The organism is Pseudobutyrivibrio ruminis HUN009 (genome assembly GCF_000703005.1).
Lineage (GTDB): Bacteria > Bacillota > Clostridia > Lachnospirales > Lachnospiraceae > Pseudobutyrivibrio > Pseudobutyrivibrio ruminis_A.
In genome coordinates this window covers 1,295,001-1,308,825 of record NZ_JNLH01000001.1, presented here as the reverse complement: position 1 = coordinate 1,308,825, position 13,825 = coordinate 1,295,001, and the positions used below count along the sequence as shown (strand labels likewise).

The 13,825-nt window shown below is 39.4% G+C and carries 12 protein-coding genes, 8 tRNA genes and 1 rRNA gene (1 of these 21 running past the window's edge); all 21 read right to left on the bottom strand.

Features of this window, described 5'->3' with window-relative positions:
* Positions 1–15: 15 nt before the first annotated feature.
* A complete protein-coding gene (gene hypB, locus BO15_RS0106020; protein WP_033153252.1) occupies positions 16–684 on the bottom strand; it encodes a hydrogenase nickel incorporation protein HypB in 669 nt (222 codons plus the stop codon).
* A gap of 417 nt (positions 685–1,101) precedes the next feature.
* Positions 1,102–1,998, bottom strand: coding sequence for a LysR family transcriptional regulator (locus tag BO15_RS0106015; protein WP_033153250.1), 897 nt, complete (start codon positions 1,996–1,998; stop codon positions 1,102–1,104).
* Between the two features lie 15 nt (positions 1,999–2,013).
* On the bottom strand, positions 2,014–2,778 hold the full coding sequence (locus BO15_RS0106010; RefSeq protein WP_033153248.1) for a class I SAM-dependent methyltransferase: 765 nt from the start codon (positions 2,776–2,778) through the stop codon (positions 2,014–2,016).
* Positions 2,778–3,557, bottom strand: a complete 780-nt coding sequence (locus BO15_RS0106005; RefSeq protein WP_033153246.1) for a class I SAM-dependent methyltransferase — start codon at positions 3,555–3,557, stop codon at positions 2,778–2,780. The genes BO15_RS0106010 and BO15_RS0106005 overlap by 1 nt, the downstream gene beginning before the upstream one ends.
* Positions 3,558–3,649: 92 nt before the next feature.
* The gene (locus BO15_RS0106000) at positions 3,650–4,327 is read right to left on the bottom strand and encodes an ABC transporter ATP-binding protein (protein ID WP_052169796.1); all 678 of its coding nucleotides are present in this window, start codon (positions 4,325–4,327) and stop codon (positions 3,650–3,652) included.
* Positions 4,306–5,112 carry an ABC transporter ATP-binding protein gene (locus tag BO15_RS0105995; protein ID WP_033153244.1) on the bottom strand — a complete coding sequence of 269 codons (807 nt, stop codon included), beginning with the start codon at positions 5,110–5,112 and terminating at the stop codon, positions 4,306–4,308. Before BO15_RS0105995 ends, BO15_RS0106000 begins: the two co-directional genes overlap by 22 nt.
* A 19-nt stretch (positions 5,113–5,131) precedes the next feature.
* Complete coding sequence (locus tag BO15_RS0105990; protein ID WP_033153242.1) at positions 5,132–6,691, bottom strand: ABC transporter substrate-binding protein; 1,560 nt, start codon at positions 6,689–6,691, stop codon at positions 5,132–5,134.
* A gap of 51 nt (positions 6,692–6,742) precedes the next feature.
* Positions 6,743–7,573, bottom strand: coding sequence for a nickel transporter permease (gene nikC, locus BO15_RS0105985; RefSeq protein WP_033153241.1), 831 nt, complete (start codon positions 7,571–7,573; stop codon positions 6,743–6,745).
* The gene (gene nikB / locus BO15_RS0105980; RefSeq protein WP_033153240.1) at positions 7,570–8,511 is read right to left on the bottom strand and encodes a nickel ABC transporter permease; all 942 of its coding nucleotides are present in this window, start codon (positions 8,509–8,511) and stop codon (positions 7,570–7,572) included. Before nikB ends, nikC begins: the two co-directional genes overlap by 4 nt.
* Before the next feature lie 129 nt (positions 8,512–8,640).
* The gene (locus BO15_RS0105975) at positions 8,641–9,141 is read right to left on the bottom strand and encodes a hypothetical protein (protein ID WP_033153238.1); all 501 of its coding nucleotides are present in this window, start codon (positions 9,139–9,141) and stop codon (positions 8,641–8,643) included.
* A gap of 2 nt (positions 9,142–9,143) precedes the next feature.
* Complete coding sequence (msrA, locus tag BO15_RS0105970; protein WP_033153236.1) at positions 9,144–9,629, bottom strand: peptide-methionine (S)-S-oxide reductase MsrA; 486 nt, start codon at positions 9,627–9,629, stop codon at positions 9,144–9,146.
* Positions 9,630–9,744: 115 nt separating this feature from the next.
* Positions 9,745–10,413, bottom strand: coding sequence for a hypothetical protein (locus BO15_RS0105965; RefSeq protein ID WP_033153234.1), 669 nt, complete (start codon positions 10,411–10,413; stop codon positions 9,745–9,747).
* Between the two features lie 346 nt (positions 10,414–10,759).
* Positions 10,760–10,833: transfer RNA gene (locus BO15_RS0105960), tRNA-Arg, on the bottom strand.
* A gap of 29 nt (positions 10,834–10,862) precedes the next feature.
* Positions 10,863–10,946, bottom strand: a tRNA-Leu gene (locus tag BO15_RS0105955).
* A gap of 27 nt (positions 10,947–10,973) precedes the next feature.
* A tRNA-Val gene (locus BO15_RS0105950) sits at positions 10,974–11,046 on the bottom strand.
* 22 nt (positions 11,047–11,068) lie between these two features.
* Positions 11,069–11,142: transfer RNA gene (locus BO15_RS0105945), tRNA-Asp, on the bottom strand.
* A 19-nt stretch (positions 11,143–11,161) separates the two neighbouring features.
* Positions 11,162–11,235 (bottom strand) — tRNA-Ile (locus BO15_RS0105940).
* Positions 11,236–11,298: 63 nt separating this feature from the next.
* Positions 11,299–11,371: transfer RNA gene (locus BO15_RS0105935), tRNA-Thr, on the bottom strand.
* 21 nt (positions 11,372–11,392) lie between these two features.
* A tRNA-Glu gene (locus BO15_RS0105930) sits at positions 11,393–11,464 on the bottom strand.
* 5 nt (positions 11,465–11,469) lie between these two features.
* Positions 11,470–11,542: transfer RNA gene (locus BO15_RS0105925), tRNA-Asn, on the bottom strand.
* Between the two features lie 67 nt (positions 11,543–11,609).
* Positions 11,610–13,825: ribosomal RNA gene (locus tag BO15_RS0105920) — 23S ribosomal RNA — on the bottom strand; it runs 678 nt beyond the window's last position.

Below are 13,825 nucleotides of genomic sequence, written 5' to 3'. Positions count from 1 at the left end.
GCCGAACATTTAAAACTATTTTACTGCAGCAATTTCATCCTCTAACCAAGCAACAACTTCATCAAGTCCTTCGCCAGTCTTTCCACTTACAAAGAAAATCTTTGCATTTGGATTGAGCTTCAAAATTCTTTCTGTAACCTTTTCCTTACTAAAATCAAAGTACTCAAGTGTATCAATCTTATTGATTAATACTACATCACTAATCTCAAACATAAGAGGATACTTAAGAGGCTTATCATCTCCTTCTGGAACTGAAAGCAACATAAGATTTTTATTGGCACCAACATCAAACTCTGCTGGGCAAACAAGATTACCAATGTTTTCCAAAATCAATAAATCTAAATCAGTTGTGTCGTATTCCATCAATGCACGGCTTGTCATGTCAGCATCGATGTGACAAAGTCCCATATTGTGAATCTGGATAGACTGAACGCCAGTAGCATCAGCTACACGCTGAGCATCAATGCTTGTTTCGATATCAACGTCCATCTCTCCGATTTTGTATTTATCTTTCATTCTATTAATAAGAGCAGAAAGTGTAGTTGTCTTTCCTGATCCAGGACCAGACATTACATTTAAAAAGAATGTGCCCTGCTCTTTCATTTGATTTCTAATTGCATCAGCTGCTGCTTCGTTTTCCGCAAATACGCTTTCACCGATTTCAATTACTTTAACTTCACCCATTATTAATACTCCTAACTAAAAAACATACGAAATACTCGTATGATTTATTATACCTATACGGCGTGTAAAAAACCATATCTATTTAAAAAGGAAGTCCCGGCTTAAAGTAGAAAGTCACTCCTTTTGTTTCGTGTGAATTTTTATAAATTCGCTGTGAATAAAAAAAAGCCGGCGCCAACGCGCCGACTGGAAGTTCGGGGAGTGCGACCAAAGTTGCCCTTGGTCGCTGAGTTATGAAAAATTTGGTATTAGCTTTTCGCTAGTACGATATAGAATATAACACTTAATACACATTTGTGCAAGTCTTTTTTCATAATTTCTTCACAATTTTTCAAAATTTATTTTTTGTCAAATTATCCCTCAAACCCTTGAATATTCGCACTTTATCGCTTTACTCAAAAAAAGAGTTTCTAAAAATTAAAGTAGTTGTTTCTTAATATAATCCACAAATGCCCTTGCTTGCTTGCTCTGTCTTCCGCTCTCATTTGTGAGAATTCCAAAGTCGATACTACCTCTTGTATTTTTGAGTCGAATTCCTGGTCTAATTCCTAAATCATAACTATTAAAACTATCTGCACTAAGATTTGCTAATGAATTATTTTTCAATAATGCATGCATAACATAATCACTATTTGTAATTACAGCAATATCGTTTTTAATATTTACAGGCTCACCATCCTCCGTTTGGAATGACTCCTGTCTGATATAATCATCCTGCTCAGACTGAATATACTTTAAATCATGTATGATCTTGCTCGAATAATCTCTATTCTGCTGAACATCATCTGGCTGAAAATATATCATTCCATCCACTGATTTTAGCCTTTCAAATTTAAGCTGATATTTTTTTATTTCATATTCAAACTGCAACCTTGTATCTGGAAATACGTATACAAATCCAACCTCATCCTCCATTATTCTCATACGATTTATAATGTTATGAGTTGTGTCTGTATGAATGCTGTAGCAAATATCATCATCTTTATTTAATTCATAAAAATCTGAGAAACAGTTTGCCAACCATGAACTATGGTTAATACTAATTTTTACGATGTTATTGTTCTCCACACTAGTTGTTTCTAGTGCTTCAAAATCAGAAACAAGAACGCTAGCCTTATTGTGAAACTTTACTCCTTCGTATGTTAAAGCAATACCTTTGCTCTCTCTTTGAAAAAGGTTGTAGCCTAATTCCTTTTCGAGAGCAGAGATTACCTTGCTAACACTAGATTGAGTTGTATATAAAACCTTTGCGGCTTCACTAAAAGACCCTACATCTGCAGCTACAACAAAGTATTTTAATTGCTTTATTTCCATAATAATCCCCCATCATTATGCTTTAACAGCTTTGATACTAAACATTTTGTCTGGTATATAAAACTCGTCATGCTCTACAAATATTCTATTTCCAAAATCATCATCAACCTCAATTGATGAAAATCCCATATCAGATAAAACATGTTCATCCCAATGTGGTCTATCCAGCATACTTATTGTAAGCATGTGATAAATATCGTGGCATTCTTCTTTAAGGCTGTCAGGTATATCCTTGTGAGCAAGATTTTCTGGGCTTTTAAGGTTATGAGCTCCCTTAGCATATTCTGCATCAAAATTAAGCAGTACTCCCCCCTTTTTAAGAACTCTGTGCCACTGAGCGTATGCATCAATAGGATGTGGCAGTGTCCATGTAAGATTTCTGCTGATTACCACATCAAATTCTTCATCTCCAAAATCAAGATTCTCTGCATCTCCAACTATTGCTTTTACCCTAGAAGAATCCATATCGTATATACGAATCATTTCATTGGCTTTAGCAACCATTTCTTCAGTTAAATCTATTCCTGTAACATCGTGTCCAAGCTTTCCTAAAATGATTTCAAAAAAACCTGCACCGCATCCAACATCAAGAATTTTAAGACTTCTTCCAGTTGGTAAATACTTTTCTATTTCCTTAAGCCATCTATCAGCTTTATTGCTTTCTATTTCATCATGTCTTAAATCGAAAAAGCCATCTGCTCTTTTAGTCCAGTAACTTTCTACTTTTTCTTTTATATTATCTGCCTCTTCCTCAAAGGCAATATAGTGTAACTCACCCATTAAAATAACCCTTTTACCGTTCTAACCATAAATAGTGGGGTAGAATTATAATTTATCCTTTCTTTTTCGGAATATAATCTGCTTCCAATGTCTTCGATAACAGACACCTGTCCTGCATCAATGCTATTTAAAAAATCCAAATCCCACTTAGGACGAATTTTATCTGTAAGTGGCAATGACAGAGCGATGCGTTCCATCTGCTCAAAATTATCGCCAATGTTGTAGTCTTCAAGACAACTGTTTTTTACATTGTCTCGATCTGTTTTATACTGCTGAAGCTTATCTTCATCTACTAAATATGAATACCAATTTGCGTCAAACACTAGCATCAGTCCGCCTGGCTTCAAAACAGAGAGCCACTGAGAATATGCTCTTGCTGGGTCTGGAAGATTCCAAGTAAGATTTCGTGAAAATACCACATCAAAAGAATCTTTTTCAAATGGAAGGTTTAATGCGTCTCCCTGAACAAAACTGATTTGTTTTGATAGTTCACCTGCATTAGCCTTTGCTTCTTCCAGCATAGTCTCTGCAAAATCGAAGGCAGTAACCTGGTAGCCTGCCTCTGATAAAATGATAGATATAAAACCAGGACCTGCACCAACATCCAAAATTCTTATTGAGCCAGGGTTCCTGTCAGGGTAACACTTAGATATCTCTGACACCAAAAACTCTTTCCATGTGTCGTGCTGAATCCCAGATAATTCTTCTTTATTAACTTCTGAATAGCCCTTGGCCCTGTTAATCCAATAGGCTTTATTATCATTTGCTAACTTTTCCATAATCTTAAAAACAAAAAACTATTCAGAAACTGGATTGTTTCCGAACAGTTTTTATTTTACTTTATTTTACTGTTAATAGCCATAGTTTTGGGCTATGTTGGACCAAAAGTTCTTTTTGTTGTGCCATTTTCAATCAGAATGGCTCGATCACAAAACATTTCTACAAGTGCCATGTTGTGGCTGATAAATATAATAGTAATATTTTGTTTTCTTCTTAGCTCCTGTAACAGTTCGATTACCTGTTTTTGTACAGTGGCATCCAAGGCGCTAGTGGCCTCGTCGCAGATAAGTATATCTGGATTCATAGCTAATGCTCTTGCTATGGCAGCTCGCTGGCATTGGCCTCCACTGATTTGGTGTGGGTATTTATTTTTTAACTCCCTTTGTAGACCACACATATCAAAAAGATAATCTATCTTTTCGTCAATTTTGTCCTGTGGTACCCCCTTATTTTTTAAACCTTCACCTACACCATAACCAATAGTTTTACGTGGATTAAAGGATTCATTTGGGTTTTGAAATACCATCTGGCTACCGAGTCTAATTCCCTTTTGTTCTTTTCCATTGATGATGATTTTTCCATCTGTAGCCGGAATTAGCCCAAGCATAATTCGTGCCAATGTGCTTTTTCCACTTCCAGATTCCCCAACTATTCCTAGACATTCGCCCTGGTTCACCTGAAAAGAAATGCCCTTCAAGACCTCTGTATTCTGTTTATCATTTCTAGAAAATGTCTTACATATATTTTCTACTGTAATGAAAGGTTCCATCCTTTTCTCCCTGAAACTGGTACTGCATCACATAAAAGCTTAGTATAATCATTTTGAGGATTACTCAAAACATCAGCGGCCTTACCAGATTCCATTACCATTCCATCTTTTAATACTAATATCTTATCTGCTATTCTTGGCACAATCGACATATCGTGGGTAACTATAATAATTGATGTTCCAAGATTTTTGCGCATGTTATTCAGTTCCTCTAAAACCATATCTGTAGCCTTAGGGTCCAATGCGCTTGTTGGCTCATCTGCCAAAAGTAATGGTGGATTGAGCAGCATCGCCATAGCGATTCCCACACGTTGATTCATTCCACCTGACAACTCAAAAGGATAGCTTTTCCATAGTTTTTCCGGTTCACTAAAGTTCAGCTTATGGAATAGCTCTACTGCCTTTGTTTTTACTTCTTGTTTACTTATTTTTTCATGGGCTCTCACTGCTTCAGTTATCTGATCTCCAATTGTCCTTATTGGGCAAAAGGAGCCTAGTGAATCCTGGAATATCATTCCGATTTTTTTGCCACGTATATTTCTATACTCTTTTTCCTTTTTAGCAAAGAGATTTTCCCCTTCGAATATCGCTTCACCTTGTGTTATTTTTCCATCGGAATTTAATATACCAATTATGGACTTTACTATTGTAGATTTACCACTGCCAGATTCACCTACTAAAGCAAGTACCTCCCCTTTATTAATAGAAAAGCTTACGCTATTAACTGCCACTTTTCCATCAAATTCTATACTTACTGAATTGTAATCAAAAAAAGTTTCATTCATAGCGTAAGCTCTCCTCAAATTAATTAATGTCTAATTCTGCTGTAAGCTCATAATAATCACTAGAATGAGCTGTCAAGCCTGTAACGTTGGACTTGCAAATCATGCTCATACGAAGGAATGAGCAGAATACAAATGCATCATCATCCAAAATTATTTGCTGCATCTGAACAGCTAAATCGTTTCTTTCATCAACATCAAATGTGTTGTTCATCTCCTGTGCAAGCTCCTCTAATTTTGCATTAGAATATGCCCCACGGTTCTTTGTTGAATCTGATAAACAGTGTGTACTGAAGAAATACATTGGATCACCGATTCCAGCAGTAACAAATGCTGCTGCATATACATCCCAGCCTGTAGGCTCTGAAACGATTGTGCCGTGATCAGCTGTTACATTTAACTGTACATCGATTCCGATATCTTTCAAATTAGCCTGAGCGCTCTCAGCTAAAAGAGGAAGCTCCTGTCTACTAGGATATGACACCCAATTGATTGTTAAAGTCTTTCCATCTTTTTCTCTGATTCCATCACCATCAGTATCAACCCAACCTGCTGCTTCGAGAACTTCCTTAGCCTTTTCAGGGTCATACTCCTTGGCATTTACGCCCGCACCAAATGGGAATGTATCTGGGAATGCACCTGAACCTACATAACCATATCCATTTAATAACGTATTTACGAATCCCTCTTTATCAATGCCAAGAGCAATGGCCTCTCGTACTGCATCATCCTTTATGATATCTGAATTGTAATTCATCTGAAGGTAGAACGCGCGGCTTGTTGCTGTGCTTGTAAATACATAATCATCATTTTCAAATAATGGATAACTTGCATATGCCATACCATAAGCAGCATCAATGTCACCATTCTGAAGTGCCATTGCAAGTGTATCTCCATCAGAGATAGTAAGAACAGTTACTTCATCAATATTTACATTTCCACCCCAGTAATTCTCGTTCTTTACTAGATTTAAATGGTCATCTGTAACCAACTCTGTTGCAACAAATGGACCTGTACCAACAACGATTCCATCTGCATTTCCTGCAGTAACATCTATAATACATCCATAAGGGTCACAAAGATAATTAATTAATGTTGGCTTTGGTGTTGTAGTTTTAATTGTAAGCTCAAGGCCATCTGCCTCAATTGAATCAATTGCCAAATCTCCTGCTGCACGTTCATGAACTGCAACCAAATCCTCGATGCAAGCCTTTACTGCCTCTGCATCACAAGGATTTCCATTAGAGAATGTTACGCCATCCTTAAGTGTAATCTTCCATGTTAATTCATCAATGTTTTCATAACTTTCAGCAATCCATGGCTCAAGTTCCATATTGTCATTGAACTTGAATAGTGTCTCTCCCACTCCATATCTAATTGCTGCCCATCCACAATATGTGTCATGTGGATCAATATTTGCCTCTTCATTTTCTGCATTAAATGTTGTGTCTCCAAAGACAAATGTCTTTTTCCCTGATTCTGCGCTAGAATCAGCTGTCTGGTTTTCTGCTTTTGTTCCACAGCCTACAAATGTAGCTGCTGTAAGTGTCAAAGCAAGAAACATTGCTACTAACTTTTTCATTATAAATACTCCTTATTTTATATATTAAAAATTTCTTTATTATAGAAATTTCTAATTTTTATTCTTTAACGATCCTGATATGTTTTTCGGATCGACTGCGTCACGTAATGTATCTCCAAAAAGATTGAAAATAACTACTGATATAAAAATTGCAATTCCAGGTGATAATACAACCCATGGGTAAGTCTGCAACATGCTTCGTCCATTAGACATCATACTTCCCCACTCTGCTACAGGTGGCTGCGCGCCAAGGCCTAGGAATGATAAACCTGCGATTTCCATCATCATTGTTCCAATATCTAATGTGGCTGTAACTATGATTGGTCCTAATATATTTGGAATCACATGACGGCAAATTATTTGAAGAGAATTATCTCCTGCTAATTTTGCTGCCTCAATGTAAGCACAATCCTTTATAGATAGTGTAAGTCCTCTAGCCACTCGAGAATACTTTGGCCAGCTTATAACCGCCAATGCTATTACCGCATTTACGATACCTCCACCTAGTATTGCTGCAACTGCAAGTGCAAATACTAATCCTGGAAAAGCAAGACATAAATCAGATATTCTCATAACAACAAAATCAACTTTATTACCAAAGTATCCGCATATAATTCCTATGGTTGTGCCAAATACTGCAATAATTGCTACCAGAGCCAGTGTCGATAATATGCTTACCTGTCCTCCTATTATTACCCTTGAAAACATATCTCTGCCGTAGGCATCCGTACCCATAAGGTGCTGTAAACTAGGAGTTTGATATGCAATACTTAAATCCTGCTCATAAGGGTCATATGGACATATAAATGGTGCAAAAATAGCCATGCAAATAACAAGCAAAACTAAGGCACTCATTACGATTAATTTCATTTTCTTTTTCATGATTCTCTATCCCCCAATCTAATTCTTGGGTCCAAGAATCTGTATGATAAATCTGTAATGAGATTAACTAGCACATAGATGATGGCCATCCACATTACATACGCCTGAATGATAGGATAGTCTCGCATATTTATTGCATCTACTGCCATTTTTCCCACTCCGTCCCACATGAAAATGGATTCCACAATAGCTGTTCCACCCAAAAGACTTCCAATGGACAGCGCCAACAATGTAATTATTGTTACAAGTGTGGCACGAAGCACGCTTCCCATTAATGTAACGGAAAACTTTACACCTCTTGCTTTTGCCCCCACAATATAATCCTTACTCAATTCATCCAACACAGTTGTGCGAACCTGACGCAAATATTTTGAAGACATAGCTATAGCCAAAGTCAAAGTTGGCATGATTATACTAGTGCTATTAATATCCTTTGAAATAATTGGTAGCCATCCCAATTTGATTCCTAGGAAATACATAAGTACCAAGGATACAAAAAAATTAGGCAAACTATTTCCAATAAAGCTAAAAAATCTAATTATGTAGTCTATGAATTTGTTTTGATATACAGCTGATATTACTCCAAGAGGAATGGATATTATGACTGTAAGCACAATCGATGTAACTGTAAGCAGTATTGTGGCAGGAAGCTTTGAAACAAAAGTCTCAAACACATCCTTGCCAGAGACATAGCTAACGCCCATATCTCCGTGAAGCAAATTGCCAAGCCATCTAAAATATTGAACTAAAAATGGAGAATTAAGGCCTAATTGTTCCCTTGCCATTTCAAGCTGTGTCTCTGAAATAACCTGTCCTGTGTTCAACATTTTCTGCTCAACAACATCGCTTCCTGCAAGTCTCATCATTGCAAATGAAAGAAATGTAATTGCAAACAGAATCGGTATTAACTGTAATACCCTTTTAATTATATATACCAAAAAAATACCCCTTATTCTTTAAAACATACAAAGTAAATTTTATAATCATACTTTGTTTATCGCAATAGATTTAAGGGGTATTGTGTATTCATTTATGTATAGCTTATATTCCGTTTTGGAATACCTTTATTACATGAATCGCTCCATAACTTCTGTGGTATGCATGGCCAAGATTCCTGCTCCAAAAGCTTCCATGATTTCTGTATAGCTATCATCTATAAACATAATTTCGTCCATATTGTAGCCGTCGCGTTCTGCAATCATTTTCATTATAAGAACTTTTTTATGTCGTGTTTCTGTTGAAATCAGATCTCCATGATGCTCGAAAACACCTGGGTAACACTCTCTCAGACGGTTATACTTCGAGTTGTATTCAAAAGAATTACTACACTCTGTTAAGCCATATATTTTAACACCATGATTAAAATGCAAATCATCAATAAGATTCTTTACTCCTCTAGGAGCCTGGCATTTGATGTAAGCATTATTGTTTATGTTATATTTCAGCCAGTCGTTAGCATCTTCAAAACCTACTATTCTTTTGCCCGCTTCGTTATACATTTTAAGACAAAGAAGTGTGTTATCTACATCACCAAACAACACCTTTATCTTTTTTAGTTTCTCCTTCATGATTATGACTCCTTTCGACCGCTTTCTATTAATTCCTTTTCAAAGGCTTCTGGATTTTTTAAATAATAATCCTGATGTTCTTCCTCTGCCTCATAAAAGCTTTTAAACTTTTCTACGGAGATTTGAACCTTCTCACCTGTCTCCTGCTCCAGCTCCTCTATCTTCTTTTCAGCAATTGCCTTTTCCTCATCTGTATTGTAATAAATGGCCAATGTGTATGAAAAACCTTTATCAATGAACTGGCCTTCTCCATCAAATGGATCAACGTTTGCAAGATAAATATCAAGCAATTTGTCATAGGTCACATTTGCTGGATCATATGTCAATTCAATAGTTTCCCTATGTCCTGTCTTTTGCGCCTTAACATCCTCATATGTAGGATTTACTTCATCACCACCTGAATAACCACATGTCACCTGATCTACTCCATATATTTTATAAATAGGTGTTACACACCAAAAACATCCACCTGCAAAATATGCTTTCATGATTGTACCTCCAAAACTAGTCTGTAGAAATTATATCACATACCATTGAATTGTATCAGCTTTTCTTCTGCAATATTAAAGAAGCGCTAGCATTGCTAGCGCTTCTCTTTTAGAATTATTGAATTACATCAAAGTTAAGTATTGTGGCTTCATCATATTCATTCTGAATGCTTTCTACTACGTCAGAGCTTTCTGATTTTGTCTCTTCCCCTGCTACCTCATGATAGTAGAATTCTTCGTTACCTTCATCATCATATTCTATCCATGAAGACTCCACTTCAATTAACTCATTATTTTCTATAGTGTATTTTGCTGTGCCATGATGAATTCCAACATACAAGTATCCATCCTTTACAGCAAGTGGATAAGCAGTGCCTATAGATGATACATTACCAATACACTCTGGCACACCATCATTATAAACATATATGGCCGAATCAATGGCTGCCATATTACCATCCATATTATCGTAAGCAAATGTACATACTAATAATGCATCTGTATCACCGATTGTTTCGTTTGTATAACCCATTCCCGGCTCAAGAACTGTGTCTACAATCTGAGTAAATGTATCACAACCTGATATATCTAGGTTTAATGGATATTCTGCTATTTCAGGCTCTTCCTCAGTTGTTTCTTCTTCCTCTTCTGGTTCACTTTCAACTGATTCTTGTACCTGATTAGTCTCCTCTGAGCTTTCTAATTCTGATGTGTTATCTATGTTGGACTGTCCACATCCAACTAACAATAAACCACAAAGACAACATACAAGTAATTTTTTCATCTCTTCCTCTCCAATTTAACTATATATTATATTTCCAAACACTCTTCATCTGGGATACTAATGTATTTACATCCCAGTGTTTGTTGCTATTCGTAGGACTATTAGGATCATTTACAATTTCCATACAAAGCGCAATACGCATTATCACTCATAATGAATTTTTATCATAACACCTATATACTGTCAACTAATCTAGCGTGCGTGAGAGGGCGCTGACGTCCAGTGGACGTCGTTTAGCGCCGACCGAGCCGGCAGGCGAGAGTTCGAACCTGTTCGAATTCGACCTGCCGGTGAGTTAAAAGAAAAAAGAGATAGGTAAAACCTATCTCTTTTTCTTTTAATTTAGCGTGCGTGAGAGGATTCGAACCCCCGACACCTTGGTCCGTAGCCAAGTGCTCTATCCAGCTGAGCTACACACACACAATATTCAGTTTCACTCAAAGAGTGAATGCCGTAGACCGGAATCGAACCGGTACGATGTCGCCACCACGGGATTTTAAGTCCCGCGCGTCTGCCAGTTCCGCCACTACGGCATCTACAATCAAATTAATGATTGTGAATGGGACCTACAGGGCTCGAACCTGTGACCCCCTGCTTGTAAGGCAGATGCTCTCCCAGCTGAGCTAAGATCCCACAAATAATATAGAACTGGAAACGACCCCAGAGGGACTTGAACCCTCGACCTCCGCCGTGACAGGGCGGCGCTCTAACCAACTGAGCCATGAGGCCATATTATATTTATAGAAAGTGGACCCTCAGGGACTCGAACCCTGGACCGACCGGTTATGAGCCGGTTGCTCTAACCAACTGAGCTAAAGGTCCATATTGTGTATACAAGCAAGACCCTTATAAAAAAAATTGGCCTCTTTCTACTCAATAGAAAAAAGCCGATGATCGGACTCGAACCGATAACCTGCTGATTACAAATCAGCTGCTCTGCCAATTGAGCCACATCGGCTTATTGTTTGCCAAAGGCAAGTGACTCCGACGGGAATTGAACCCGTGTTACCGCCGTGAAAGGGCGATGTCTTAACCGCTTGACCACGGAGCCATCAGCTCCCCAAGTAGGACTCGAACCTACGACAACTCGGTTAACAGCCGAGTGCTCTACCAACTGAGCTATTGAGGATTATTATTTTGGTTGACTAGCAACCTCAAAACTTCACACAGTATTCCGAATCTACATATCTTCCTTTTAGAATAAACCTTCGATCTATTAGTATTCATCAGCTGAATGCGTTACCACACTTACACCTTGAACCTATCTACCTTATCGTCTATAAGGGATCTTATTTCCTTAAAGGAATGGGATATCTCATCTTGAGGGGGGCTTCACGCTTAGATGCCTTCAGCGTTTATCCCGTCCAGACTTGGCTACTCAGCTATGCCGTTGGTCGACAGCTGATACACCAGTGGTCCGTCCACCCCGGTCCTCTCGTACTAGGGGCAGCTCCTCTCAAATATCCTACGCCCGCGCCGGATAGGGACCGAACTGTCTCACGACGTTCTGAACCCAGCTCGCGTACCGCTTTAATGGGCGAACAGCCCAACCCTTGGGACCTGCTACAGCCCCAGGATGCGATGAGCCGACATCGAGGTGCCAAACCACTCCGTCGATGTGAACTCTTGGGAGTGATAAGCCTGTTATCCCCAGGGTAGCTTTTATCCGTTGAGCGATGGCAATCCCACTTTATACCACCGGATCACTAAGTCCTACTTTCGTACCTGCTCCACCCGTCGGTGTCGCAGTCAAGCTCCCTTCTGCCTTTGCACTCTTCAAATGGTTTCCGACCATTCTGAGGGAACCTTTGAGCGCCTCCGATACCCTTTCGGAGGCGACCGCCCCAGTCAAACTCCCCGCCTGGCATTGTCCCACCACCGGTTCACGGCGGCTGGTTAGAAATCCAATACTACAAGGGTGGTATCCCAACAGTGACTCATATGAAACTGGCGTCCCATAATCTTAGTCTCCCACCTATCCTGTACATGCAGTACCGAATCCCAGTACCAAACTGGAGTAAAGCTCCATGGGGTCTTTCCGTCCTGGCGCGGGTAACCAGCATCTTCACTGGTACTTCAATTTCACCGGATGCATTGTCGAGACAGTGCTCAAATCATTACGCCTTTCGTGCGGGTCGGAACTTACCCGACAAGGAATTTCGCTACCTTAGGACCGTTATAGTTACGGCCGCCGTTTACTGGGGCTTAAATTCAAAGCTTCGCTTGCGCTAACCTCTCCTCTTAACCTTCCAGCACCGGGCAGGCGTCAGCCCATATACATCACCTTACGGTTTCGCATAGACCTGTGTTTTTGCTAAACAGTTGCTTGAGCCTATTCTCTGCGGCCTACATAAGTAGGCACCCCTTCTCCCGAAGTTACGGGGTCATTTTGCCGAATTCCTTAACAATGCTTCTTCCGTCGGCCTTAGGATTCTCTCCTCATCCACCTGTGTCGGTTTACGGTACGGGTACAATAAATACAATAGCGGCTTTTCTCGGCACAGACTCTACTTACTTCTCTACTTTAATTTCGATACGCATCACGCTTTTGTGTTGATAGGCGGATTTGCCAACCTATCCACTCTTTCGCTTGCACCAGTCTTTCCATTCCTGGCTTAAGTTTTATCCATGCGTCCCCACAGTTCTGATTTATTGCAGTACAGGAATCTCAACCTGTTATCCATCGACTACGTCTTTCGACCTCGCCTTAGGCCCCGACTTACCCAGAGCAGATCAGCTTTACTCTGGAAACCTTAGATATTCGGCCTGAAGGATTCTCACCTTCATCTCGCTACTCATTCCGGCATTCTCTCTTCTTGTTCCTCCACTGCTCTTTACAGTACAGCTTCGTCGTACGCAAGAATGCTCCTCTACCAATTAACTTACGTTAATTCCTAAGCTTCGGTGTTGTGTTTTAGCCCCGGACATTTTCGGCGCAGGACCTCTCGACTAGTGAGCTGTTACGCACTCTTTGAATGTATGGCTGCTTCTGAGCCAACATCCTAGTTGTCTATGAAATCCCACATCCTTTACCACTTAACACACACTTTGGGACCTTAGCTGTAGGTCTGGGCTGTTTCCCTTTTGACTATCCAACTTATCTCGTATAGTCTGACTCCCGTACATCGGCTATCTGGCATTCGGAGTTTGATATCTCTTGGTAAGCTTTGACGCCCCCTTAAGAATTCAGTGCTCTACCTCCAGTAGTCTAATACGAGGCTAGCCCTAAAGCTATTTCGAGGAGAACCAGCTATCTCCGGGTTCGATTGGAATTTCTCCGCTATCCACACCTCATGCCCACCCTTTTCAACGGATGTGGCTTCGGCCCTCCATTTCCTTTTACGGAAACTTCAGCCTGGACATGGATAGGTCACCCGGTTTCGGGTCTACAACCACTGACTAATCGCCCTTT

Excerpts from the sequence above, each read along its gene's own strand:
- hypB (WP_033153252.1), bottom strand. The coding sequence starts at position 684 with ATGGGTGAAGTTAAAGTAATTGAAATCGGTGAAAGCGTATTTGCGGAA.
- BO15_RS0106015 (WP_033153250.1), bottom strand. The coding sequence starts at position 1,998 with ATGGAAATAAAGCAATTAAAATACTTTGTTGTAGCTGCAGATGTAGGG.
- BO15_RS0106010 (WP_033153248.1), bottom strand. The coding sequence starts at position 2,778 with ATGGGTGAGTTACACTATATTGCCTTTGAGGAAGAGGCAGATAATATA.
- BO15_RS0106005 (WP_033153246.1), bottom strand. The coding sequence starts at position 3,557 with ATGGAAAAGTTAGCAAATGATAATAAAGCCTATTGGATTAACAGGGCC.
- BO15_RS0106000 (WP_052169796.1), bottom strand. The coding sequence starts at position 4,327 with ATGGAACCTTTCATTACAGTAGAAAATATATGTAAGACATTTTCTAGA.
- BO15_RS0105995 (WP_033153244.1), bottom strand. The coding sequence starts at position 5,112 with ATGAATGAAACTTTTTTTGATTACAATTCAGTAAGTATAGAATTTGAT.
- BO15_RS0105990 (WP_033153242.1), bottom strand. The coding sequence starts at position 6,691 with ATGAAAAAGTTAGTAGCAATGTTTCTTGCTTTGACACTTACAGCAGCT.
- nikC (WP_033153241.1), bottom strand. The coding sequence starts at position 7,573 with ATGAAAAAGAAAATGAAATTAATCGTAATGAGTGCCTTAGTTTTGCTT.
- BO15_RS0105975 (WP_033153238.1), bottom strand. The coding sequence starts at position 9,141 with ATGAAGGAGAAACTAAAAAAGATAAAGGTGTTGTTTGGTGATGTAGAT.
- msrA (WP_033153236.1), bottom strand. The coding sequence starts at position 9,629 with ATGAAAGCATATTTTGCAGGTGGATGTTTTTGGTGTGTAACACCTATT.
- BO15_RS0105965 (WP_033153234.1), bottom strand. The coding sequence starts at position 10,413 with ATGAAAAAATTACTTGTATGTTGTCTTTGTGGTTTATTGTTAGTTGGA.